Source organism: Arthrobacter sp. Leaf141, assembly GCF_001424565.1.
GTDB lineage: Bacteria > Actinomycetota > Actinomycetes > Actinomycetales > Micrococcaceae > Arthrobacter.
Window position 1 is genome coordinate 177,428 of the sequence record NZ_LMOL01000016.1, and the last position, 24,121, is coordinate 201,548.

A 24,121-nucleotide genomic window follows, 5' to 3' on the forward strand; every position below is an offset into this window, starting at 1 on the left:
CCGGGGGCCGGAGCGTAAGCCCCTGCCCGCGCGGGGTGCGCCGCCGGCCGTGCTGTTGACCGCTCATGGGTGTCTCCAGCGCGGTTTGTAAGCCGTGAGCCAGCGGTCGATCCGGCTGGCGGAAAATGCGGTGAGGGTCAGTCCCAGCAGTCCGATAACCAGGGCTGCCTTGGTGCGGCCCAGCTTGGTGCTTCCAAGGTCGACAACTACCGGGGCCGCCGGCGATGGTGTGACCTGGATGTAGCCTCCCGGTGGTACCCCCTTGCCCCCCTGCAGACCCTGTGCTTCCAGTTCAACCGAGGTCATCACCTGGTCCAGGGTCTGGCGGACCTGCTGGGGGCTGGGTCCGACCACCTGGACGGCCAGCACCGGGCGGGAGAAGCTGACAGCCCATTGTGTTCCGGTATTCGGGAGGGTGATGGAGTATCCATTGCGGACACCGCTGCCGTAGAGCGTTGCGGTGGACGAGGGCAGCTCAACGGCGCTGCCCTCCTCCGAAATCCTTTGCTGGACAATTCCGGCGAAGTCAACGAGGGACGGAAGCGCCGCATCCGAACCACTGACGACAGAACCCCTGCCGGGTTCGACAAAAAGCAGCTCCACTGTTGTTCCGTAGGTTCGCCCAACTCCGGCGAGCAGAAACGCCGACATCGCCGTCAGGGACAGGCCCAAGACAACGACCGCCCATTTCCGCAAAGAGACCAGGCCCAGGACCCCGCCAATTGAGGCCGAAACCCGCGGGATCTCATTTGTCCTCACCCGTTGGTCCTAACCTTTGGCGTCGACCGTCAAACGGTCCTCGACCGGGGGGATGGCCGGTGGCGTGCGCGTGCCCGGTCCAGGTACGGCAGCGTCCACATGTTTGTGATTTCGTGCGCGTCGCAAGGTTCGCAGATCGGAAGCTGAGCCGTCCTTGACTGGCGCACCGCGTCGCTCATCGCGGGCCAGCATCCGGCCATCAATAAAACCCGTCAGCAGGATGCTCAGTGCAAACCCGCCCGCCGCTGCGGTGGCCACTGACAGCGACTTCGATTTGGCGTCTTCCGTCGGAGTCTCATCCATCACCAACGTCATCAAACCAACACGCGACGGGGTTGGTACCCGCTGCTCATCCTGCATGGCTGTCAGCGTCTTTGGAACCAGAGCAACAACGTCTTCCAGGGCGGGAATGACCTGGCTCGGGTCATCCCCCTCCACTGTGACACGGATGATGGAGCCGCTGCTGCCCCGGTCTGGTTCGGTTACGAAGGACATGCCAGGGTATAACTGGCCAAACGGCGGGGCAGTATCCGCTGTGGATACTTCAACTGCGAGGATGTCGAGTATCTGCCCCATCCCTGTCAAAAACAGGAATGGGTTCCCCTCAGGGCCCACCGTGGAAGTTGGCGGCATCAGGACCAGGCTCGCGTGGGCCCGGTATGTTGAAGGAAACGACTGCTTGACCACCAAGCAAAGCCCAACAGTCAACAGCAACAGTGCAGCAATGACGTACCATCGCCGCAACAGGCTCGAGATCATGTCGCGCAACCACATTATCCAATACCGCTTTCGATTAGATTTCCATTTGAAACGCAGCGATTGATCACCTGGCTCCAGCCGGCTAGGAATTTCTCCGGAGCAGGACCCGTGAACGAACACCGTCCGTAAGGGTTGCCCGCCAGACCCTGAGGCCATCGAGCCGCGACCGGCCGGAGGTGCCCTGGATTACTGTCTTGGCCAACCGGCGCAAGGATTCACGGATTTTCCGTCCCGGTGCGGAAATCGCGCGGTCCGCCAAAAGCTGGATTGGGGTGGGAATTTTTGCATCCTGACCCAGGACCGGAAATCGGTCCAGAAACCCTGTGGGTGAGATGCGTCGTCCGTGCACCCGGTTGCTGACATTGGTCCCATGGATCACCTGCAGCCAGGCAGGGTCACCCCGAAGGCGGACCACGGGCATGGAATATTTGAGGTGATTATGCCAATCCTCCCAACAGGTCCTGGCGTCAGGCCAAGGCGCCAGCACTGAGCAGAATGCATTGTCCCGGTCTTCGTGCAGGTAGATTCCTTTGCTTGCGCTGATCAATCCCCGGGTGAGATAGATCGCCGTTGCACGATCAACCGGGCCCACCGCCTGAAGCCGCTCTACAAAATCGCATGCCAATCCGTCATCGTTGTCCAGGTTTGTGGTTAGAAGCAGTTCTTTCGGTGATCCCAAGACGCCGGCAATATCGGACAGCAACTCACTTCGCGAGACTTCGCTCCGGAATATCGGCGAAAACACCGTGTCGGCGTTTAACTGCTTCATGCGGTCGATCAGCCACACTGGACTCGCGGGATCAAGATAGATGATCCACGCGGAGGGTTTTCGGCTTTGTCCACTCACCGAGGGCAGGCAATACTTTTCAAAGAGATCAGCACGCTCCAGGAGCCATCCACTCCTGGCTCGAACAATGCCCTCGTAGCCTTTTGACGGCAGATTAAAACGCGTGAGAAGAACGTGATCGACGTCCGGAGATCCAACCAGGTCCATACTTCACCGCAATTCGAGTTCCGCTGTGGCACAAATGGGTAACTCCCTGATTTGTTAAGCTATCGTTCAGGGATTGGACCCACCAGATCCGCGGGCTGGAAATGTGGGTAGCCACAGCAACTTTGTCGCGTGCTGCCCTGTCCCAGGGTGCCCCTGCCGTTCATTGAACAGCGAAGGAGTCACTGCCTTCGAGGGCCCGGCGCACTGCGGGCACGTCGTCAATGTCGCCCAGGGTAAGCCGGGGGCTCTCGGACAGCCGCCGCCACAGGAAATAGGTCCGGAAACCCACGCCCTTTCGTTCGTGCCGCGACTTGATGACATCCCGCCAGGTGCTGTACCCGAGCTTGAGCGTTGCAGCCAGGCCGCCAAACTGGCTGCACCGGAACACGAGCAGAGCCAAATGGCTGCCCAGCACAGGTAGTAGAAGCAATGCCGGCGTATGACAGTACTTGAACCGGAATTCGCTCCGCCACCTGAGTTGACGCCGCAGCAGCGGTTTACGGTCCGCGTTGGGGCAGTGTGTGACCGGATCGGCGGAGCCGTGCCTGACAACCAGTCCAGCCGCCAGGAACCGAATGGCCAGGTCTGATTCCTCGCAGTAGAAGCCGTAGGATTCACGCAGGCCGCCGCAGGCGAGGACCGCATCCCGGCGGACAGCATGCGCGGCGCCGATGAAGGACCTGGCCAGTCCAATCGAGGGTCCGGCTGTTTCACCCTGCATAAGCACGCCATTCTCGGTGAATGGGACGGCAACAGCCCCGATCCGTTCGGAGCTGAAGTCATCGAGAGTTTGTTGAACCGTTTTCGGGGAAGTAAAAAAGGCATCATCGTCCAGAATAATAACAAATGGAGTGGACGCCTCCCGGATGCAGATATTCCGGGCGGCAATAAGTCCAACATTATTTTTTCCGGCAATGACCCTGACTGTCGGAAACTGCGTTCGAACAATTTCCGCGGTCGCATCCAAGGATGCATCATCATAAACAATAATGGGAACTTTCGGCACCTGCATGAGTGCGCTTGAAATCAACCGGGTCAGGTCATCAACACGATTATATGTCGAAATACATAAACTTATGCTGTTCACGTAGTCCTCCAATCCAATATCGTCGGATGTTTGCCGGGATTCTTCTCACCTGCCGGGAATCGTCAGAATCCGTCGGGGCTTTGTAGCCGCCAGGGTCTCAGTATTTTCCCGGATCTGCTCTACGAAGTCCTCGAGCCTATGGTTTGCTTCGACGTAAGCCCTTGCCCTGCGCCCTAGGACGGCCGCCGCTGCCGGGTCGTTGAGGACGTACTCGATGCCGGCCCTGAGGGCGGCAACATCGCCGGGCGGAACCAGAAGTCCGTTCTCTCCGTCCCGGATCACATCAATTTGGCCTCGTGTCCTGGACGCGATGACCGGGCGCCCAGCGGCCATCCCTTCGAGGATTACGTTCACCCCTGCATCGATGTCGGAGGGGAGCAAGGGAACAACCACCACTTTCGCCGCCGCATAGGATGCCCGGAGCTCGGCCGGTGTCAGGGGTCCAACCTCCAGATCCGCCAAATCTCCCAACTGACCACGGACGTCCTTCGTGGCCGTCCGGAGTCCGTCGTGGGTAACCACCAGGGATGCTGCAATTCGAACCGGAATTTTGAGTCCCCGGGCAGCCTCAACGAGCGTCTGGAAATCGCGCTCAGTGGACCCTGCCGAAAAGATGATGGTTTGCTCATCGCTGCCCGGATGATAGAACTCCTGGTCAACGGGGTGGTGGACCAGGACGATATCCTCCGGACTGAAACCGGAGTTTTCGATGGCGAGGGAGCGCTGGAGGGAACTCCAGGTGATGATGCGGTCGACGCCGGAGCGAAAGATCCTGAGCGGGATACGGACGGAAGGTTTCGACATCCAGAACATCAGTGCAAGGTGCGGGGTCCGCACCCGGAAGCAGGCAAAGAGGGCTGCAACGGCCACCGTATGCCGCTCGGACCACGTCACCACCACGTCATAAGACCTGCTCCGAAGAGCTGCCTCCATCGCCTGGGCCACAAAATATGGGAGGAACTTGTAGACGCGCCCACGCCAGCCCGCCATACCGGTCACCTCGAACTCGTCCAGAACGTCGCAGCCGAGGACCTCTTCCAGAAGCAGACTGCGGGGCTCCTCGCCAGCCCGCTGCCGGATTGCCCGCTCCGCGTTGTCCGTGCGGGATCGTCCCCGGCTTTTCACCAGCAGGACCCTGGGAGCCTGCCCGGCTTCGTCTTTGCGCGGCCCGCGCGTCCCGTCCCGCGGCATCAGGAAGCCCTACTGCTTTCATCGCGATGCCATCGCACGGCCCGCGAAGACCGTGGTTCCCCTCGTCCGGCCAGCGCAAAACAGGTGTAGACCAGTGCGTCCGCGGCCGATATCGGCCCACGGATGGAGCGGAGCAGTCCCTTCATCGTGTCCCGCGCACCGGACGGACCGGCTCCGGCCTGCTCGCTGTTCCCCCGGTAGACCCGCCGGAGGGTCCCCACGAGGGCCTTTGTGGACCGCGGCGTCCGAACGAGTACCGGATCGCAGTCGAGGACGCGTTTCTCGTCCGCCCGATATAGCCGGTCGATGTAATAGTCGTCGCCTGTGACCGCAGGAAACTCGCCGAGGACGTCGTGTCCGCGTTCGCTGAGGCCGTAAACGCCCGCCCCCCAAAGCGCCGCCGACGTGCCGGGGATCCGGCTCCTCGCGCGATAGTAGGACCGCACAGCGTGGCTCGCTTCCCTGAAGTCGTATCGGAATGCCGGCCTGGCCGCGAACGGTGCGTCCTCGGAGGAAAGCTCCTCAAACGTAAGCCGGAGGGCTTCCTCGGAGATTTCTATGTCAGCGTCCAGGTAGATCCGTGGCCACAGCGTCGCCGCCCGGTCGCCGGCGTTGAGGGCCGCCACCTTCGACGGTTCCTGCACGCGGATGACTTCCACACCCGGAACGGATGATGCTGCAGCTTCGGTGCCATCGACGCAGCCGTTGCAGGCCACAATGACCTGGACCTTCCCGGTCCCGAGGGGCCTGGCAAGGCATGCCAACGTCCGCCTGATGACTGCCACTTCATTATGGGCGGGAATGATAACGGCGCCGCAGGGGAAATTTTCCGGCAGTCCGGGATCAGGGTACTGAACGGCGTGGGGAAGCATGGCCCATGTCCGTGAACGCAGAACAGCGTGCAAGGCCCGCCTGTGCGCAGGTTGCCAGGCCCTGGCAAGCTCCGCAAAGCCCACTATGACGTGAACGGAGGTCGAATACATTCCGTGCCCGTACTTCCGTGCGTACCGGACCCGGTTGACTGCCAGCAAGGCCGTGAGTGCTGGGGAACTTCCGGAGCCTCCCTCCCTGTGGCGCATTCGGGCGGCCGGTTCGAACCAGACCCCCGCACGACCGAGCCGAACGCGACGGAAAAAATCCGTTTCCTCCGAATAGAGGAAAAATTGCTCGTCCCAGCGTCCGACCAAAGCCGCCACGTCGGGCCTTATCAGCAAAGCCGCCCCGGTCGCCCAGTCCACGGGATGCGGATGAGTGTAACTGCCGTCGTCGTAAACAGTCTCTGACAGCCACCCGGGCCGGCCCTGGAACCTGCTTCCCAGCAAGGCATCACCCAGGGAGCGAAGCAGGCCCGGCTCCCTCCGCAGGGAACGGTGCAGCTCACCGGCTGCGTCAAGGAGTGCGGGGACCACAACGCCGGCCCCCGAGTCAGTCAGGCGTTGCCGCAGGGTCTTGATCGAACCCCGTTCCACCCAGAGATCCGGATTCAAAACGAGAATGCTGCCGGCTTCGCCAACCAACTCCATGGCCCGGTTGATGCCTCCGGCGTAGCCCAGATTGCCGCCCGTTGAAAACGAAAGCACGTCACTTTGAAGGGAGAGCACGTCCAATGTGGCAGGCGCCGGTGAGTTGTCCGCGACGATGACCTTGATGGACTGGTCCTCAGTCTCGCAGCGAAGGCTTGCCAGCAGCTGTGGCACGTCGGATTCGTTGTTGTACGTCACCACGATGACAGCAACGTCCGCGTAGTCCGTCGCCGGTGTGAAACCGGGCAACCCGTTGAGTCCGGTCAGCGCGGGCCGATCCGGCTTCGTATTCCGGCTGGGCGGTTCACCGTGTGCAGACTTCATGTTTTGCTCCAAGCGCGCGGCACAATCACCTTCCGGCCTTACCTGGCGTCTGCACTGCCTGGCCGAAGGTGCCGGCTGCCCGGCACGTGGTTGTGGTGTTTGGATATTCTGTTACTGATGGCCGGCCGGGGATGGAACCGCGGCCCCGAACCCGGGGCAGCGTTCCGGCTGGCATCTGTAGTTCCCAACCGTAGGCTCGGCTACCCGCGTTCACTAGCCATGCAGGCCGACATTGTGGGAGTCCGCCTGAGCTTTGTGGTGCGGCACGGGGGAGTCGGCCTCCCCTGCGGCACGCAGTTGCCGTTCGCTTACCGTACCGGCAGTGGACGCCACGGCAGCTGCCGGATCCGCCAATCGCACACGGTGCGGAGCTGCCGGAACAGCGGTTCTCTTTGCCTGCCCCTTGCCCCGGTAGCGGAAACTTCGAAGCTGGCTCTCCAGGACCGGCAAGGGCGGAAGTTCCCGGGCAGCTTCCAGTTCTTCCTGCCGGAGGGGCTCCCACTGGGCTATCTGTTGCAGGGCGCCGCCCGCATCACCGGACAACGGCAGAATCCTGCCTAAGCCGCGGCGCAGGATTTCCCGGGCAAAGTGTTCCTGGTGATCATCCACGTGCTCCCCTTGTCGAGCGGAACGCACCGCCAGCAAAGGAACGGCGCCGTTATCCAGCGCCTGCAGAACCGATCCGACCCCGGCGTGGCAGACAAACGCGTCAGAGTCCCGGATGAGCTGCCCCATCTGTTCCCAAGGCAACTCGCTGTGCGTTGTTCCAGGCACGTCGTCGCGCGAGGTCGCCCCAAGCTGCCACGTTACGGAGCAATCGTCGGGCAACACCGCCCTGACCGCATCGACCGCCCGGTCGAACCGGTAGGGCTGGATGGTCCCCAAACTGACAAACACGTTCCTGACGGCGGTGCGCCGCCCGCGTAACCGGGTGTCCCAGTTGTCCAGCACAGATCCAGAGTATTTCCACCTGTCATTCGCCCATCGTTCATACTGGGTATAGGTCTGGACGCCCGGAAAAAGTCGCAGGAGCCGCCCGGTGGCGGACGGGGCATGAGTTCTCGCGAGGCTCTCCACGTACAGGGCCTGGACTCCCATCCAGGCAGCGAGCGGCAGGAAGGAAACTGCCACGGCCGCCCCGGTGCTCACTACGTAGTGGTACGAACCACTGCGAAGAATCCTGTATGCGGCCAGGATCGTGTGCAACGTCCCCCATGCATCCCGGGTGCCTATTGACGGGATGAACTGCACATTGCGGCCTGACAGCATGGACCGGGCCTGGGGAGTATTGAAGGTGACCCACATGGACCTTGAGTCAAGCTCGGGATAGAGGTCTGCCATCTTTTTGAGTTCGGCCAGGTGCCCGCCACACGAGGAGACCCACAGAACACGCTTGTCGGGCGGGATCAGGTCGCCCAGGGTCCCGGTCATCGCCTTGCCAGCCCGGGACGTGGTGGAATAAACCGGGAAAATTTTCCGGGTGCAGACTTCATTTTCGGCTCCATTGTCGCGGTACAACCACGCAGCGGCGGGAATCGGGGTCTGCACTGCCCTTGTCCTGCCATCAGCACCGGCTCGCCGGTGCCTGTCTGTCGCGTTCAGGTAGTTGTTACCGGCGTCCCGCGGGTGGCGTATCCACCGTCATGCGGCCCGGAACCGGGAACCGCATGCCCTCAGGGCATCCGTACTTTTTAACCGTAGGCACCGTGATCCGGCGTTCCTAGCCGGAATCACGGTGCGTGTGGGTATCCGCACCATCTTTGTGGAGCGCCTGAAGTGGCCGTCCGTCCCCTAGGCTGCAGTGCCGAAGAAACGCTCCGCAACAGCAGCCAGCCGGTGGGGGTCCTCGACGCCGCACAGTTCGCGCGCCGAGTGCATGGAGAGAAGCGGCACCCCCACGTCCACCGTGCGGATTCCCAGCCGGGTGGCAGTCAGCGGACCGATCGTGGACCCGCAGGGCATCACGTTATTGGACACAAATTCCTGGTAGGGAACGCTGGATTCGGCGCAGAGCCGGGCCCAGAAGGCGGCCCCCGCAGCGTCAGTGGCGTACCGCTGGTTGGCGTTGATTTTCAGGAGCGGGCCGCCGTTGAGGACAGGGTGGTTGGCGGGGTCGTGCCGTTCGGCGTAGTTGGGGTGGACTGCATGCCCGGCGTCGGCCGAGACGCAGAACGATGCCGCCAGTGCCTGCCGGCGCTGGCTGACGGTGGCCCCGAGGCCGTCGGAGATGCGCACCAGCACGTCCTCGAGGATGGGTCCACAGGCGCCCGAACGGGAGTTGGACCCGATTTCCTCATGATCGAAGGCGGCCAGGACGGCGATCGGAGCGCCGGGGACGGCAGCGGCCGCGGCGTGTGCCATCAGCGCCGCCAGACCCGCGTGCGTGGCGGACAGGTTGTCCAGCCGGCCGGAGGCAAAGAATTCACTGTTGACGCCGAAAACCGCGGGCGCCTGCGTGTCTGCAATAACGACGTCGTACCCGCCAATGGCAGCAGGGTCCACCGAACCACCGCCGGCGCGGGCGGCGAGGACGCCGAGGAGGTCAACGTCGCCGGGGGCGCCCAGGCCCCAGACCGGGTTCATGTGGCGCTGCTTGTCCAGGGTGAGCCCGTCATTGACGGCCCGGTCCAGGTGGATGGCCAGTTGCGGGAACCGGAGCATGGGGCCGGTGGCGGTGAGGTGTTCGGTGCCGTCCAGCATCACCAGCCGGCCGGCGAGCTGCAGTTCCCGGTCAAGCCAGGAGTTCAGCAGCGGCCCGCCGTAAACTTCCACGCCCGCCTGCAGCCAGCCGTGCGCGCCCGTTGTGGGTTTGGGCTTGAGCTTGAAGGACGGCGAATCCGTGTGCGCCCCCAGGATGTTGAACCCGGTGGTGGGTCCGGCGTTCCCGGGGACCACCCAGGCAATCAGTGCCCCGTCCCGGATGATGAAAAAGGAGCCGGCACCCCCATCCCACGGCTCAAGCTCATCCAGCCGGGCGAAACCCGCAGCTTCAAGCCGCCGGCCCGCCTCGTGCACGGCGTGGAAGCTCGACGGCGAGGCGCTGACGTAGGCGCCAAGGTCCTGGATGTGCTCTGTAGCGGAGGAAAAGATAGCCATCTACCGAGTCTAGGGGGTGCCGTTACCCTCAGTAGTCGGGGTTGCTCGGGACCACCAGTCCGGTCTCATAGGCATAAACCACTGCCTGCACCCGGTCCCGGAGGTGGAGTTTTGTGAGGATCCGGCGCACGTGGGTCTTCACCGTGGCCTCCGAAAGGTAGTAGCGGTGGGCGATCTCGGCGTTGGAGAGGCCTTCCGCCATGGCCTCGAGCATCTCGGTCTCCCGCGGCGTGAGGTCGGCCAGGAGCGGATCGGGAGCCGCTGCCGCCGGCGCCGGCCGGGCAGCGCCACGCACATACGTCTCCAGCAGCCGCTGCGTGACCCGGGGCGCCACCACCGCGTCCCCGCTGGCCACCACCCGCACGGCGTGGATGAGTTCTTCCGGCGCGGCGTCCTTGAGGAGGAACGCCGACGCTCCGGCCTGCAGCCCGGCGAAGGCGTACTCGTCCACATCGAACGTGGTCAGGATGATGATCCGGGCGCAGGAGCCTGCAGCCGTGATGGCGCGGGTGGCCTCGATGCCGTCAAGGACGGGCATCCGCACGTCCATGAGCACCACATCCGGGTTCAACTCCTGAACCCGGCGGATCGCTTCGGCGCCGTCGGAGGCTTCGCCCACAATATGCAGGTCGTCCTCGCCCTCGAGGATGAGGCGGAACCCCATCCTCAGCAGCGGCTGGTCATCCACCAGCAGAACGGAGATAAGGGCGTTGTCAGTCATGCTTTGCCTTGCAGTTCAGAGGGACGGCTCGTCAGTTCGGGATGCTCTCCGGGCCAGGACAACACGGCGTGCACCCGCCAGCCGCGGCTGCTGCGGCCGGCTTCAACGGTGCCCGCATAGATCCGTGCCCGCTCCGCCATGCCCGCCAGGCCCTGCCCCGAACCGAACGAACCGGCGGACAGCCCAGGTTCGTTGGCGGGCTGGGCGACGGCGCCGTCGTCGAGCACGTCAATGGTAACCGTGCCACCGGACCGGACGATGTTGACCTCCACCCGCCCCAGCGACCTGCCGTACCGCAACACGTTGGTGAGGGATTCCTGCACAATCCTGTACACGGTGAGCTGGAAGGCGGCATCTGCGGGCAGTGCGGGGCCCGTGTGGGAAAAGTGCAGCGGCAGGCCTGCCGTCCGGAAGCCGTCCAGCAGTTTGGCAAGGCTGTCGCCGGATGCCAGCGGCTGCCGGGGCGCTGCCTTGCCGGCGTCGTCCCGGAGGACACCAAGCACCCGGCGCATATCCGCCAGTGCTGTTCGTCCGGTCCTGGACAACTCCCCCAGCACGTCGCCGGCGCGGGCAGGATCCTTCCGGACCACAACGGCGGCCCCGTCCGACAGGCTGACCATCACCGTCAGGGAGTGGGCAACAACGTCGTGCATCTCGCGTGCGATCCGGTTCCGTTCGTTGACGGAGGCCAGCTGCGCGGCCCGCGCGGCCCAGGCAGCCACTTCCTGTTCGTGTTCGCGCCGCTGCCGGACGCCGATGCCGATGCCGGTGGCAATGACGTTGGACAGTGCAATGGTGGCGCCGGTGGCAATGCTGGTGATCAGCTGGAAGTCACCGGACGCTGCAGCAGCCGCCGGTACCAGGCGTTCCTCGATGGGTCCAACGGCGGCCAGGAGGTAAAGCAGGGCCAGCGGCGCTGTGGCAACGGCCATCGTGATGAGTGCGAACCTCCGGCTGTGAACCACAGCAACGGCGTACAGCGAGAACCAGAGCCCCGCTGAAACGTTGGAGCCCCACGGATGCAGCATCGTGACGGCAACCTCCACCACCGCCACCAGCGCCACCAGCGCCACAGGGTAGCGGCGGCGCAGGAGCATGGCCCCGCTCACCCCGACCAGCAGGGCCGCCGCGAGCCAGTTGCCGGACCGGACGGCATCCACCACGGTGGGGGCCACCACCAGGGTGTAGCTGGCGGAAACCACAGCATCCATGGCTTTGGGCCGGCGGTACAGGAAGCCGCGGATGCGTCCCCGCCGCCTGGCGGTAAGCTCGGCAAAGGACGCGTCAGCCTGGCTGGCCGGCGCGTCCTTTGCGGGTCCTGCGGTGTTCACGGTGCGGTGCCGGTCAGACGTCGCGCTTCTTGAGGACCAGCAGTGCCGGGACCAGGAACAGCAGCACATAGCCGAGGAAGATCAGGCCGCCCTGCCAGGGATCGATGTAGGCGTCGATCTCGCCGATGGCCAGGAAGCGGCCGCCGGCTTCACTGGGGATGTATTGGGGAACGTATTTCCAGAAGTCCCCCGGGACCAGCGAAGCGAAGCCTGAGGCAATGGGGATAACAAAGAAAATCCCCACCAGAACGGTGATGCCGCCGGCGGAGTTGCGCAGCAGGGTACCGAGTGACAGTCCGATCAAAGCGACACCCGCCACGTAGAGGCCCCCGGTGAAGACGCTGTAGATCACACCGTCAGTGGACCAGGACAGATCCACGCCCAGGCCCTGGAACATCGGCAGGGACAGCAGGAAGGTGACCGCGCCGGCCACCGTGGTGATGACATAGGAAACCACGGCAAGGATGATTGCCTTGGCCAGGAACGCCGGAGTGCGGCGCGGTACGGCGCTCATGGTGGAGCGGATCATTCCGGTGGCGTATTCAGAGGCCATGAACAGGACGGCAAGGGCCCCGAAGATCAGGATGCCGACCTGCAGGCCGGCGTTGGGCAGGTTGTAGAGGTCCAGCCCTGATCCCGGCGGCATTGACTGCTCCAGCATGTCCGACGACGGCTCAATCCCCTGTTCCCGGGCGCCGGCCACCATGGAATCAAGGATGTTGTAACGGACCCAGGCGGTCAGGACACCGACGCCGATGGTGGCCACCAGGGTCAGCAGGATCAGGATGCGGGTGGACATCAGGCTCCACAGCTTGATCCATTCGGAGCGGAGCACGCCGCCGAAGGTCAGGCCGTGCCGGGCGGCGGCCGCCGAGCGCGTGGGGGCCGGGGAAGTTTGTGTGGTGGTGCTCATCGTGGCTACTTTCCTGCCGTGGCCGGAACGGCCGCTGCGGGCCCCCCGGTCAGATGCGAGTGGTATTCCACTTCGTCCTTGGTGAGGTCGAAGTAGGCGTCTTCCAGGGACGAAACCTGTGGGGTGAGCTCGTAGATGAGGACGCCGTTATCGAGCGCCAGCTTGGCGATGCGGCGCGGCTCAAGACCGGTGACGGTAAGTGTCTCCGGCTCGCTTTGGTCAACGGTGACGCCGTTGCCCGCGAGGAGCGCGGAGAGCTGGTGCGACTCGCCGGTCCGCACCAGGGTCCGGGTCTGCCGGGTCCCGGCGATGATGTCCTTGACGGGTGCGTCTGCGATGATGCGGCCTCGGCCAATGACCACCAGGTGGTCGGCGGTCTGTGCCATCTCGCTCATCAGGTGGGAGGAGAGGAACACGGTTTTGCCCTGGGAGGCGAGGTAGCGGACCAGGTTGCGGACCCACAACACACCCTCCGGGTCCAGCCCGTTGACCGGCTCGTCCAGGATGAGGGTCTGGGGGTCGCCCAGCAGGGCGGCGGCAATGCCCAGGCGTTGCCCCATGCCGAGGGAGAATCCGCCGGCCTTTTTGCGGGCTACGGCGTCCAGTCCGGTCATCTCGATGACTTCGCGGACCCTGGACTTGGCAATACCGTGCGTTGCGGCCATGGCCAGGAGGTGGTTGTAGGCGCTGCGGCTGGTGTGGACGGCCTTGGCGTCCAGCAGCGCACCGACCTCGTGCAGGGGCGCCTTGTGCTGCGCATACGGCAGGCCGTTCACGGTGACGGAGCCGGACGTGGGTCGGTCCAGCCCCATGATCATGCGCATCGTGGTGGATTTGCCTGCGCCGTTCGGTCCCAGGAATCCGGTGACCTGCCCGGCCCTGACGGTGAAACTGACCCCACCCACGGCAGTCTTGCTGCCATAGGTCTTGGTCAGGTCGTGTGCCTCTATCATGGTTCCTCCGGCCGGCAGCGGGGCTGCCGGATTCGTGTGAAGACGGTGGTGTGGTTCCTACGCTACCGACGCCCGCCCGCTTTCGCGCCGGTCTCAGGGATGATTCAGGGCCGAATCAGGGTACTCCGCTTGGATGAGGATGCCGCCGGAGCCGGCAGCATGGGGGATTACGGCTGCGGCGAATAGTACGTCAGGGCGCGTGGCCGGACGCTGTAGGCCACTGCGCGCACGCCCGCCAGCGCCTCACCGTCCACCGCCAGGGCCATGGGTGCACCCCCGGCATCGATGTGCACCTCCGTGGCCTCCTGCAGGTGCGTGATCCGGGAGCCTGCAACGGTTCCGGTCAGCACCGACCACAGGAGCCGGAGCCGGGCGAAGGACTCATCTGCGGTGATAAGTCGGAGGTCCAGCACGCCGTCATCGAGCACCGGCCGGACCAGGGGCGCGTGGTCGCGGGGGTAGAACCTGCCCCTGCCCACATAGGCAATCCACACCTTGTGCCGGATGCCGTCAACCGTCAGGGTGGTGGGGGTCCCGGCCGCGAAGGTCCGGAACATGGCAACCACGCCGGCCAGCGGCTTTCCCAATGCCGGCTGCAGTTGCTCGCGCCGCCGCACAAGGTTGGGATAGAGGCCCACACTCGAGGTGTTGAGCATGGTCAGCCGGATCACCTCCGGGTCTGTCGCGAGGCCGCGCTCGGCCGTAACCAATCCCACGTCTGCCAGGGCCGCGTGGCCTTCCGTTGCCGCTGCCAGCGCATCCCGGAGGCTGCCGATGCCGGCGTCGCGGGCAAAATGGTTCAGGGTTCCGCCGGGCAGGGCCAGGAGCGGGAGGCCCCGTTCCACGGCGGCTGCGGCCGCAGTGCCGACGGTTCCGTCTCCGCCCCACACCCCGAGAGCCAGGGTTCCGGGATTGTCGGCCGCAGCAGCGATTTGCTCCGCCAGGTCCTGCCCGCTTTCAACGGTCACTATATGCGCCTTAGGGAATACTTCGTGGAGCGCGCCAGCTGTTTCCGCAGTAAACGATCCGCCCAACGTGTTGACCACGATGCTGAGGCCTTCGCCGGCGGGGAGCCTGGGGGCCGGGGCCGCCGTCCTGGTGAGGGCGGGGATGGGCGGGCGCACCGGCCACCACCGCCGGGTTGCCATGGCTGCGGCAGCGCCGATCGCGGAGCCAAACACCACGTCCGACGGCCAGTGCGCGCCGGTGTGCACCCGTGAGTAGGCGACGCCAATCGCTGCTGGAGCCAGCGCGGCACCAAGCCCCGGTTTGACCAGTCCTGCGCCGACCGCGAACGCCACCGCTGAGGCGGAGTGCCCGGAGGGCATTGACGAACTGGTGGGCTGGGGGTGGACGAACCGGAACACCGGCAGGTGTTCCGGTAATGGCCGGCTCCGCGGCAAAAGGGTTTTGAAGACGATATTGGTGACGCCCGATGCCACGCCCTGGGCGATGAGTCCATGGAGGGCGGCACGCCGCGGGCGGCCTGGGAAGGCTGCCATCACGGCTGCGGCGCCCATCCAGAGCTTGCCGTTGTTGGCGGCAGCGGAGAGCCTACGGAAGAACGCGTCATGGTTTCCGCCGGGCAGGTCCGAAACATGCCGGACAAGGTATCTATCCAGCCGGCTGATCCACCGGTGCCCGGCCCGCGCTTTGCTCTGCATTTCTTCACCCTACCGCCGCGTCCCCGGCTGCCGGGAAGGCAACGGGGCACGCGCGGCTGGCGTGGCTAGCTGGTGGGCGTTCCCGGCTCAATCTTGAGGGGCTTGGCAGCCTTGGCCAAAACAAGGGCAACCAGGATCGGGATGAGGATGGCAAGCAGCGCCCGGTGGATTCCCGTGACGTCACCCAGGTAGCCGAGCAGCGGGGGGCCTGCCAGGAAGGAGACGTAGCCCAGGGTTGACACCACTGACACCCGGGCTGCCGCCCGGCGGGGATCGTCCGCGGCCGCCGACATCCCCATGGGGAAGGCGAGTGCCGCGCCTACGCCCCACAGGGCGGCACCTGCTGCCGCGAGCCAGATGTTCCCGGCGAGGACAAAGAGGCAAAGGCCCGCCGCAGCGGCCGCCATGCTGGCGCGCAGGACGGCCACCCGGCCGTACGTGTCGATCACGCGGCCGCCCAGGAAGCGCATGGCGGTCATGGCCAGCACAAAGAGCGCAAACATCAATGCGCCGGTGGACTCCGAGGTGCCCAGTCCATCAACGGAGGCCTTGGCGATCCAGTCATTGCCTGCACCTTCGGTCAGGGTGGCGCCGAGAACCACCACACCGATGAGCAGGGTGCGGCTGTCACGCCAGGCGGAAGGGCCCTTGGCGGGCTTCGGCTCACCGACGGGAGTCGCGGTGCTGATGTGCGGCAGGAAGTAACGTGGAGCGACCATGGTGACCACCAGCACCACAGCCACGATCACCAGCAGGTGCAGCGGAAGGTCCACACCGATGGTCGAGAGCCCTGCACCGACCAGGGCGCCAATAAATGCCCCGCCGCTGAAGGCCGCGTGCAGTTGGGGCATCACGGTGCGCCGGAGCCGGTGCTCAACATCGGCGCCTTCAATGTTTTGGGCAACATCCCAGAGCCCTACGGCTATGCCGAAGAAAAACAGGGAGACGGCGGTGCCTGGAATCGAGGCAGCGGACAGCGAGAAGGCGATCCCGGTTCCGGCGAGGGCGGCCACCAGACCGCCCACACGGACTGTGTTGGCTGTGCCGATCCGGCCCACCACCAGCCCGGCCGTGGGCAGCGCCAGCAGCGAGCCAACGGCGGTGCACAAGAGCAGGGTTCCCATCTGCCCGGAGGTGATCTGGAGGGTTTGGGTGACGGCCGGGATTCTGGCAGCCCAGCTGGCAAACACCAGGCCGTTGATTCCGAACACCACGAAGGTGGCCAGCGCGGCCGCCTTCACCGCAGCATCCGGGGAGTCGTTTGTCTTGGTGCTCATACGTTCACTACTTCCACTGGATATCCGTCGAGTTGTGCGCGTTCCGCCGCGCTGAATGTCCGGTCCGTGACCACCACGTCCACCTGCTGGAGGCCGGCGACCAGGACCCTTGCCGAGGCGTGCCATTTGGCTGCACTGGCCGCGAGGATGATCCGGGCCGCAGAGTCGATGCCTGCCCGTTTGACGGCGGCATCCTCAAGGTCGTGGGCCAACAGGCCATCCTGGAAATCCACGGAACAGGGGGTGAGGACGGCGGTGTCGAACCGCAGCGACCTGATATTGGCTTCGGCCATGGGACCACGGAAGCCGAGCTCTCCTGGCACCAGGCTCCCACCTGGCAGGAGCAACCCGGTGCGGGAAACCGCCGCACCCTCCGCCAAAGCAACAGCATTGAGTGCCTGCAGGCCCATGGGCATCACCGTTATTTCACGCCCGGCCAGGGCACGGGCCACCTCCGTGGCGGTGCTGCCACTGTCCAGCCAGAGGTGCTCCCTGTCCCGGATCAAATCCGCCACTGCAGCGCCGATGCGCCGCTTTGCGTCGTGGTCCTCAAGTTCGCGCTGGCCGTAGCCGGGGTTCTCGCCATGGCCGATCAGGCTCCTTGCCCCGCCGTGGATCCGTTTGAGGACACCATTCGCGGCCAGGACGTCGAGGTCCCTGCGGATCGTGGCGCCGGACGCCGCGCAGGCCGTCGTCAGCTCCTCAACACTTATTTCCACCCGCTGCCGAAGGAGCGCAGCGATTGCCCGGTGCCGCTCTTCCGTCTTCATGATCAAATGATATCAATTTTTGATCGTTTGGCGTTTTAGCCCGTGCGCACCGGTCAGCGGACCCGCTGGACCCGCTTCTCGTCCCAGACCGGCTCCGGGGACTCGTAGACCTTGCCGTCGGAACCAAACACCATAAACCGGTCGAACGTCCGCGCGAACCAGCGATCGTGGGTGACAGCCAGGACCGTTCCTTCAAAGTGGTCGATGGCCCGCTCCAGGGCCTCAGCGGAGTGCAGGTCGAGGTTGTCGGTCGGTTCATCCAGCAGAAGCAGCGTGGCGCCGCTGAGCTGGAGCAGCAGGATCTGGAACCGGGCCTGCTGGCCGCCTGAGAGCGACTCGTACTTCTGCTCCGACTGCGTCGCCAGCCCGTAGCCGTCCAGTGCCCCTGCAGCGGCTTCGCGGCCCAGCCCGGACCGGTGCTCGTCGCCGCGGTGCAGGATTTCCAGCAGCGTCTTGCCCAGCAGGTCCGGGCGGACGTGGGTCTGGGCGAAGAATCCGGGGCGGATGCGGGCACCGAGCTTGACTGTGCCTTCGTGGGGTACCTCGGCAATCTCAACGTCCGACACCGGCAGGTGTTCACGTTCCGGATCGGTGCCACCGGTGGCCAGCAGGCGAAGGAAATGGCTTTTGCCAGAGCCGTTGGAGCCCAGGACGCCGACGCGGTCACCAAACCACACCTCGGTGGAGAACGCCTTCATGAGTCCTGTCAGCTCCAGGCGCTCGGCCACGATGGCCCGCTTCGCGGTCCGCCCGCCCTTCAGCCTCATCTGGACGTTCTGCTCGATGGGCAGCGCCTCAGGCGGCCCGGCCTCAAGGAACTTCGCCAGGCGCGTTTGGGCTGCGTGGTAGCGGTTGGCCATGTCCGAGCGGAAAGCGGCCTTGTTTTTGTACATGTTGACGAGTTCCTTGAGCTTTACGTGCTCCTCGTCCCAGCGCTTGCGCAGTTCCTCAAACCGGGCGTTCCTGTCCGCGCGGGCGTCAACGTAGGAACCGAACCCGCCGCCGTGGATCCAGGCACCGGCGCCGTTGATGCCGGGCTCCAGGGTGACGATGCGGCCTGCGGCGTTGTTGAGCAGTTCGCGGTCGTGGCTGATGAAGAAGACAGTCTTCCGGGAACCGTTAAGTTTGTCCTCCAGCCAGCGCTTCCCCGGAACGTCAAGGTAGTTGTCCGGTTCGTCCAGGAGCAGCAGTTCGTCAGGGCCGGCGAAAAGCGCTTCCAGCACCAGCCGCTTCTGCTCGCCGCCGGAAAGGGTAGACGCCGGTCGGTGCTGGGCGCGGTCGAAGGGCAGTCCCAGGGCGGCCATGCAAACCTCGTCCCAGACCGTCTCGACGTCGTATCCGCCGGCGTCGCCCCAGTCAACGATGGCCTGTGCGTACCGCATCTGGCTGGGTTCGTCGTCGTGCTCCACCATGGCGAGTTCCGCGGCGTCCACCTCACGCGCGGCGGCTGCCAGTGCCGGCTGGGCAGCGGAAACCAGCAGGTCACGGACAGTGGATCCGTCCCTGACCTGGCCCACGAACTGGCGCATGATGCCCATGGTGCCGGACCGGCCGATGACGCCTTCGTCCGGAACCAGGTCCCCGGCGATGATCCGGAAGAGCGTGGTCTTACCGGTGCCGTTGGGCCCGATCAGCGCTGTTTTGGTGCCGTCCGGGACCTTGAAGGTCACGCCGTTCAGCAGTTGGGTGCCGTCGGAGAGGAAGTAATCGATACCGGAAACGTCAATATGGGCCACGTACTCCATCTTCCCACGCCGGCAATGCCTACCCTGCGGCCGTGAGGAACTCCTTCAGGAGGGGCCCGGAGGTGGTGGCGCCCAGGCCGCCGTCCTCCACAAAGACGGCAACGGCCAGGTCACCGTGGACGGCCACAATCCAGGCGTGGGTTTTGGGCGGTGTTTCGTTGCCGAACTCCGCCGTACCGGTCTTGGCGCCGACGGGTGCGCCCGGGACGGAGGAAAGGAAACCTGCGTGACCGGACGTGACCACTGCCCGCATCATGTCGGACAACGAGGCGGCTTCGGCGGCAGTGATGGGCTGGCCGGATGCTGAGGCCGGGGCCTCGCCGGTGGCCGTGGCGGAAGGCTGGGCCGCCGGTGCGGTGGACCCGTTGGCAGTTCCGGCGGCGGGAGCCCCGGCGTCGGGATTGAGGACAAGCTGCGGTGCGACGGGAGCACCCTTGGCAACAGAGCCGGCCATCATGGCGGCTGACAAGGGGGAGAGCAGCACCTTGCCCTGCCCGATCATGGACGCTGCGTGTTCGGTTCCTGCGGCCTCGCCGGGAACTGAACCGAGGAAGGCCTCTGCGCCCAGGGTGGGGGCCTCAACCGCCAGGCCCATGGCCATGGCCGCAGCTTCGAGCTGGGCCTGGGATACGGAGTCCCTGGCGGCGATGAAGGCGGTGTTGCAGGAGTGGGCGAACGCGTCACGGAGGGTCACGGATCCCAAAGAACTTTCCGGATAACCTTCAGAGTTTTTGAAGGTCCTTCCGTCCACCGCCAGGGTGGGCGTGCAGGCGACCTTGGAGTCAGGGGTGAGCCCGTTGCGGAACATGGCCAGGGAATCGACCATTTTGAAGATGGAGCCGGGCGCGTACTGTCCGAGCATGGCGGTGTTGTAGCCGTTGCTGCCGGGGCCGGACGCCGCGGCCAGGACTGCGCCGGAGGAGGGTCGGAGGGCCACGATGGCCGAGGCCGGTCCGACGTCGGCCAGCGTGGTCTCGGCCAGTGCCTGCAACCGCTGGTCCAGGGTGGTTTTCAACGGCGTCCCCGGGGCGGGGGCCACTTCGAACAGGGTCCGCCGCGGGTCTGTTGCCGCGGCCTGGATCTGCTCCCGGGTGAGGTCGGCGCGTTGGGCGCGGATGATCAGCGCTTCGGTTCCCCGGAGCTGCTTGTCGTATTGCTGCTGCAGACCCCCAAGTCCTGTCACATCCCCTGCGGTCAGTGACCCCCCGGATGCTTCGATCTGTTCGGCAGTGGCCTCGCCGACGGCGCCCAGTACCGGGCGGGCAAAGGTGCGGCTAGGAGCAAGCGGGACCGATGCGGGAATGGCGCGGGCACCTGGAACCGCCGCGATCTGATCATTGGTGACGGTGCGGCCTTCTTCGCGCAGGGTGATGGCGCGGACAAAGGCTTCCGGTCCGGCAGCCTTGACCTGGTCGGCGTAGGCCGCCGGGTCCACCCCCACCAGCGTCGCGAGCTTCGAGGCTGCTGCTGCGGGATCCGCTGCGCCCAACTGGGGCTTGTCGATGCCCACGTCCACCACGGGACGGTAGGTGACCAACGGAACGTCGCCGGCACCGAGGATGTCCGCCCGCGGCGGCGATTGTGATCCCTTGCTGAGGATTTCGGAGTCAGCGAGGCCTGGGACCAAAGTGGCTGGGTCCCAGACAGCAAGCCATTCGCCGCCCGACTTCTTGAATTTGGCTGATGCAGCGTACTTCCATTCGGAGTCCCCGAACGTCCAGGTGTAGTTCAAGGGTGCGGAGGCATTATCGCCGTCGAGGGTCAGATCGCCAGGCTGCACTGCCGGCTTTTGGGGGTCCAGGGCAGCGAACACGTTCCGGAGCTGCTCATTTGCGCTGGCGGAATCCTTGCCCTCGAAGGCTACGGAGCCAACGTCCAGGGCCGAGACTGCGCTGGCCAGGTCCTTGACAGCTGATTCTGCTCCGCTCCGCCCATCGTCGCATCCAACGAGGGAGGTCCCCAGGACGAGCGAGGCCATGGCAAGTGACAGCTTTGTTTTTTTCCCCATTTCGCCATTATGCCCGTTTTTCCGATGCCATTATGCCCGAGGGGGACCGCTTAAGCCCGGCCGGCGCCGTCCCGTCCCAGGGCCGGGACGGGAAGCCCGAAGATGTCCCGGAGAGCATATGTTGCGGCGTGCAGGCCGGGCATGCCGGTCACCCCCGGACCCGGCGGTGTTGAGGAAGAGCATATGTACACCCCGCGCAGCGGTGTGCGCCACGGGACCCGGGAAACCACGGGGCGCTGGATCAGGCCGCGGAGGTCCATGGTGCCGGCGCTGAAGTCCCCGCCAACGTAGTTTCGGTTGTATTCCCCCAGCTGCGCCGCCGTGACGGCCTGCGACTGGACCACCAGGTCCCGGAAGCCGGGCGCAAAGCGCTCGAGCTGGCCGGTGATGGCAGCCGTCATATCGACGGTGGATCCGGCAGGGACGTGGCAGTACGTCCAGAGGGTGTGCCGTCCGGCGGGGGCCCGGCTGGCATCGAACGGCGAGGGCTGGGCCACCAGGACATAGGGCTTTTCGGGGTGGCGGCCGCTGGCCACCTGGTTTTCGGCGTGGGCCAGCTCCGCCCTGGTCCCGCCCACGTGGACGGTTCCGGCCGCTGCCAGGGACCGGGCCGCCCACGGCACGGGCCCGGACAGGATGTAGTCCACCTTGCAGGAACCGTTCCCGTAGCGAAAAGCCTCCAGTGACCTCCGGTAACCGGCCGGCAATGAACTTCCTGCCAGGTTTGCCAGTCCCTGCGGCGCGACGTCCAGGAGCGTGACGCACGACGGCGGCAAGGCAGCCAGGCTGTCCACTGCGGAACCGGTGTGGATGACGCCGCCGTGGGCGCTGAGGTCCCCGGCCAATGCCCCGGCGATGGACGCCGAACCGCCGACGGGGATTGGCCAGCCGTCCCGGTGACCCAATGCGGCCAGCAACAGCCCCGCCCCGGCCGCAGCCAGGGATGGAAGGTGGGAGACGGCGTGGGCGGCAACACCACTCAGCAACGATGGTGCAAGGTCTTCGCGGAACCTGGTGTTCCAGAGCCGGGAACCCTGCTCCAGCGTGCGCAGACCGAAGAGGGCAGCGACGAAGGGATGCCGGGGGATGCGCAGCAGTTGGTTCTGGGTGAACTCAATGACCTCGTCACGGTGCTGGACCAACGGGCCCATCAGCTGACGGTAAGCCCGCCCGTCGCGTCCCAGTTCAGCAGCCGTCCGGTCCAGCGACCGGTACGCCAGCGCTGCCCGGCCACCGCCCAGGGGTGAGCCGAAGGATATGTCCGGTGTGGCAAAACGGATCCGCTCCGACAGTTCAAAGGCGCGGAAGAACGGCGACGCCAGTGCCATTGGATGCACGGCAGAGCATACGTCGTGGAAATGCCCTGGCTGCATCAGCTCGGCCGTACGTGTCCCGCCGCCAACGGCCTGGGCCGCTTCGAACACTTCGACTGACAGCCCCGCTCTGGCCATGATTACCGCCGCTGCGAGCCCATTGGGTCCCGCACCCACCACATTGACGTCAGCCATCGGATAAAGCCTTCCTGACGGGGGAGCCGGTGAGGGCTCCCGCGGCCGTCCGCAGCCGGTCAGGCGCCCCGTCGAAAGGTCCGCCGTGCGGATCGTCGGCGTGTTGGCGGCGGACCGGGTCCAGATTGGGGTCGTAGATGTCCCAGATGACCCGAATCATCAGATATGCCACAGCAAGCATATGAATGACGACGGCCAGGACGTAGTACGGCATGTCGAGGTTGTGCTGCGGGGGCCCACCGCTGGTGACCTGGCCAAGGTACAGCCAAATAGCGGCCCAATGCAGGCCTTCGATTCCCTGCCACACCAGGAAGTCGCGCCAGCGCGGACGTGCCAGCGCGAAGAGCGGGATCAGCCAAATGACGTACTGCGGCGAATACACCTTGTTGGTGAGGATAAAGGCGGCAACAATCAGGAACGCCAGCTGGGCCAGGCGCGGCCTGCGGGCCGAGCTGAGGGCCACCGCGGCGATGCCGGCGCAGGCCAGCAGAAAGAGTCCAATGGACAGCAGGTCCACGGCCGTGCGATCCAGCCCGGCCATTCCGATCCTTGCGGCCACAAGGTTGTAGATGAACCACGGCGAGCTGTAGCCCGCGTCGCGGTCCGCGCTGAACTGGAAAAAGTAAGCCCAGCCGGCGGGGTTGGCGGCCGCAAACGGCAGGTTGACTGCAGCCCACGAGGCCGCAGCCGCGGCAGCTGCTATCAGCATCGGCCTGAACCTGCCGGTCCGGACGGCCAGCAGGACAATCGCGCCGAGGATCAGCAGGGGGTACAGCTTCGTTGCCGCAGCCAGCCCGATCAGGATGCCGGCGGCCAGTGGCCTGTGCCGGGCGAAGAAGTACATGCCTAGGGCCAGCAGCGCGGCAGCCCAGAGGTCCCAGTTGATGGTCCCGGCCAACACGATCCCCGGGGCTACTGCGATCATCGCGGCATCCCAGGGGCGCCGGCCGGCCAGGCGCGCCGTAGCCAGGACGGTCACCAGCGCCGCAAATGCCAGCAGGGCCGCATTGATGTCGAAGTAGCCCAGGACGCGTGCGTCCGATACACCGGTTCCGGGCACCAGCCAGGCGGTGATTCCCGCGATGACACCGATCAGGACCGGATATTCGAACTGGCTTCCGCTGCCGGCGATGGGGAACAGTCCGTCCGCCAGGCCCCGGTTGCGGAAGAGTTCGGGGAAGTCCGAATAGCAGGTCGCATAGAACTGGGTGGGGGTCTCCCACCCATTGACCCGGCAGTAGCCTTTCAGGACCACCCCGACCAGGGCGGCAGCGACCGTGAGGAGGATCAGGACCCGGTCAACCGTAAAGATCCCCGGTGTGATCACCCCCGGTTCCGACCTGGCACCCAGCGGCCCCCCGGCGATCTCCGTGAAGTTCCTGAGGGTCAGGTCGCTGCGGGTGGGAACCACCAGACGGGACCGGCCGCGGCGTTCCGGGGGCGTGGTCTCCTGCATGCACCGAGCTTACCGCCGGGTCTTCGGTTGGGCGCCGCCGAT

19 protein-coding genes are annotated in these 24,121 nt (G+C 65.4%); all 19 read right to left on the reverse strand.

The genetic code is table 11. The features are described 5' to 3' along the window. Positions 1-63: 63 nt before the first annotated feature. Positions 64-759, reverse strand: coding sequence for a hypothetical protein (locus ASF72_RS12605; RefSeq protein WP_157370975.1), 696 nt, complete (start codon positions 757-759; stop codon positions 64-66). A gap of 9 nt (positions 760-768) precedes the next feature. Beyond that, a complete protein-coding gene (locus tag ASF72_RS12610; RefSeq protein ID WP_157370976.1) occupies positions 769-1,527 on the reverse strand; it encodes a hypothetical protein in 759 nt (252 codons plus the stop codon). A 73-nt stretch (positions 1,528-1,600) separates the two neighbouring features. Further along, a complete protein-coding gene (locus ASF72_RS20060; RefSeq protein WP_082178119.1) occupies positions 1,601-2,512 on the reverse strand; it encodes a glycosyltransferase in 912 nt (303 codons plus the stop codon). Between the two features lie 160 nt (positions 2,513-2,672). Continuing rightward, positions 2,673-3,599 (reverse strand): glycosyltransferase family 2 protein, encoded by a 927-nt coding sequence (locus ASF72_RS20065; RefSeq protein WP_162242806.1) that lies wholly within the window; start codon positions 3,597-3,599, stop codon positions 2,673-2,675. A 45-nt stretch (positions 3,600-3,644) separates the two neighbouring features. Continuing rightward, on the reverse strand, positions 3,645-4,724 hold the full coding sequence (locus ASF72_RS12620; RefSeq protein WP_162242807.1) for a glycosyltransferase family 4 protein: 1,080 nt from the start codon (positions 4,722-4,724) through the stop codon (positions 3,645-3,647). A 65-nt stretch (positions 4,725-4,789) separates the two neighbouring features. After that, complete coding sequence (locus ASF72_RS21040) at positions 4,790-6,637, reverse strand: glycosyltransferase (RefSeq protein ID WP_235504722.1); 1,848 nt, start codon at positions 6,635-6,637, stop codon at positions 4,790-4,792. Between the two features lie 213 nt (positions 6,638-6,850). Then, positions 6,851-8,185 carry a glycosyltransferase gene (locus ASF72_RS12630; protein WP_056599360.1) on the reverse strand — a complete coding sequence of 445 codons (1,335 nt, stop codon included), beginning with the start codon at positions 8,183-8,185 and terminating at the stop codon, positions 6,851-6,853. Positions 8,186-8,428: 243 nt separating this feature from the next. Further along, positions 8,429-9,733, reverse strand: a complete 1,305-nt coding sequence (locus ASF72_RS12635) for a M18 family aminopeptidase (RefSeq protein WP_056599362.1) — start codon at positions 9,731-9,733, stop codon at positions 8,429-8,431. Positions 9,734-9,761: 28 nt separating this feature from the next. Beyond that, a complete protein-coding gene (locus tag ASF72_RS12640; RefSeq protein ID WP_050683776.1) occupies positions 9,762-10,454 on the reverse strand; it encodes a response regulator in 693 nt (230 codons plus the stop codon). After that, positions 10,451-11,785 carry a sensor histidine kinase gene (locus ASF72_RS12645; RefSeq protein WP_050683775.1) on the reverse strand — a complete coding sequence of 445 codons (1,335 nt, stop codon included), beginning with the start codon at positions 11,783-11,785 and terminating at the stop codon, positions 10,451-10,453. Before ASF72_RS12645 ends, ASF72_RS12640 begins: the two co-directional genes overlap by 4 nt. A gap of 13 nt (positions 11,786-11,798) precedes the next feature. Then, complete coding sequence (locus tag ASF72_RS12650) at positions 11,799-12,698, reverse strand: ABC transporter permease (RefSeq protein ID WP_050683774.1); 900 nt, start codon at positions 12,696-12,698, stop codon at positions 11,799-11,801. 5 nt (positions 12,699-12,703) lie between these two features. After that, positions 12,704-13,651, reverse strand: coding sequence for an ABC transporter ATP-binding protein (locus tag ASF72_RS12655; protein WP_050683773.1), 948 nt, complete (start codon positions 13,649-13,651; stop codon positions 12,704-12,706). Positions 13,652-13,818: 167 nt separating this feature from the next. Further along, a complete protein-coding gene (locus ASF72_RS12660) occupies positions 13,819-15,315 on the reverse strand; it encodes a bifunctional phosphatase PAP2/diacylglycerol kinase family protein (protein ID WP_056599366.1) in 1,497 nt (498 codons plus the stop codon). 65 nt (positions 15,316-15,380) lie between these two features. Beyond that, positions 15,381-16,592, reverse strand: coding sequence for an MFS transporter (locus ASF72_RS12665; RefSeq protein WP_050683771.1), 1,212 nt, complete (start codon positions 16,590-16,592; stop codon positions 15,381-15,383). Further along, complete coding sequence (locus ASF72_RS12670; protein WP_050683832.1) at positions 16,589-17,362, reverse strand: DeoR/GlpR family DNA-binding transcription regulator; 774 nt, start codon at positions 17,360-17,362, stop codon at positions 16,589-16,591. The genes ASF72_RS12665 and ASF72_RS12670 overlap by 4 nt, the downstream gene beginning before the upstream one ends. A 53-nt stretch (positions 17,363-17,415) precedes the next feature. Beyond that, on the reverse strand, positions 17,416-19,098 hold the full coding sequence (locus ASF72_RS12675) for an ABC-F family ATP-binding cassette domain-containing protein (protein ID WP_050683831.1): 1,683 nt from the start codon (positions 19,096-19,098) through the stop codon (positions 17,416-17,418). Between the two features lie 28 nt (positions 19,099-19,126). Beyond that, entirely contained in the window at positions 19,127-21,115 is a 1,989-nt protein-coding gene (locus ASF72_RS12680; protein WP_056599369.1) for a penicillin-binding transpeptidase domain-containing protein, read from the reverse strand. Positions 21,116-21,165: 50 nt separating this feature from the next. Continuing rightward, on the reverse strand, positions 21,166-22,623 hold the full coding sequence (locus ASF72_RS12685) for a phytoene desaturase family protein (RefSeq protein ID WP_056599372.1): 1,458 nt from the start codon (positions 22,621-22,623) through the stop codon (positions 21,166-21,168). After that, positions 22,616-24,079, reverse strand: a complete 1,464-nt coding sequence (locus tag ASF72_RS12690; RefSeq protein ID WP_056599375.1) for a glycosyltransferase family 87 protein — start codon at positions 24,077-24,079, stop codon at positions 22,616-22,618. The genes ASF72_RS12685 and ASF72_RS12690 overlap by 8 nt, the downstream gene beginning before the upstream one ends. Positions 24,080-24,121: the final 42 nt, after the last annotated feature.

Excerpts from the sequence above, each read along its gene's own strand:
- ASF72_RS12660 (WP_056599366.1), bottom strand. The coding sequence starts at position 15,315 with ATGCAGAGCAAAGCGCGGGCCGGGCACCGGTGGATCAGCCGGCTGGAT.
- ASF72_RS12670 (WP_050683832.1), bottom strand. The coding sequence starts at position 17,362 with ATGAAGACGGAAGAGCGGCACCGGGCAATCGCTGCGCTCCTTCGGCAG.
- ASF72_RS12685 (WP_056599372.1), bottom strand. The coding sequence starts at position 22,623 with ATGGCTGACGTCAATGTGGTGGGTGCGGGACCCAATGGGCTCGCAGCG.
- ASF72_RS12635 (WP_056599362.1), bottom strand. The coding sequence starts at position 9,733 with ATGGCTATCTTTTCCTCCGCTACAGAGCACATCCAGGACCTTGGCGCC.
- ASF72_RS20060 (WP_082178119.1), bottom strand. The coding sequence starts at position 2,512 with ATGGACCTGGTTGGATCTCCGGACGTCGATCACGTTCTTCTCACGCGT.
- ASF72_RS12680 (WP_056599369.1), bottom strand. The coding sequence starts at position 21,115 with ATGGGGAAAAAAACAAAGCTGTCACTTGCCATGGCCTCGCTCGTCCTG.
- ASF72_RS21040 (WP_235504722.1), bottom strand. The coding sequence starts at position 6,637 with ATGAAGTCTGCACACGGTGAACCGCCCAGCCGGAATACGAAGCCGGAT.
- ASF72_RS12690 (WP_056599375.1), bottom strand. The coding sequence starts at position 24,079 with ATGCAGGAGACCACGCCCCCGGAACGCCGCGGCCGGTCCCGTCTGGTG.
- ASF72_RS12655 (WP_050683773.1), bottom strand. The coding sequence starts at position 13,651 with ATGATAGAGGCACACGACCTGACCAAGACCTATGGCAGCAAGACTGCC.
- ASF72_RS12650 (WP_050683774.1), bottom strand. The coding sequence starts at position 12,698 with ATGAGCACCACCACACAAACTTCCCCGGCCCCCACGCGCTCGGCGGCC.
- ASF72_RS12640 (WP_050683776.1), bottom strand. The coding sequence starts at position 10,454 with ATGACTGACAACGCCCTTATCTCCGTTCTGCTGGTGGATGACCAGCCG.
- ASF72_RS12665 (WP_050683771.1), bottom strand. The coding sequence starts at position 16,592 with ATGAGCACCAAGACAAACGACTCCCCGGATGCTGCGGTGAAGGCGGCC.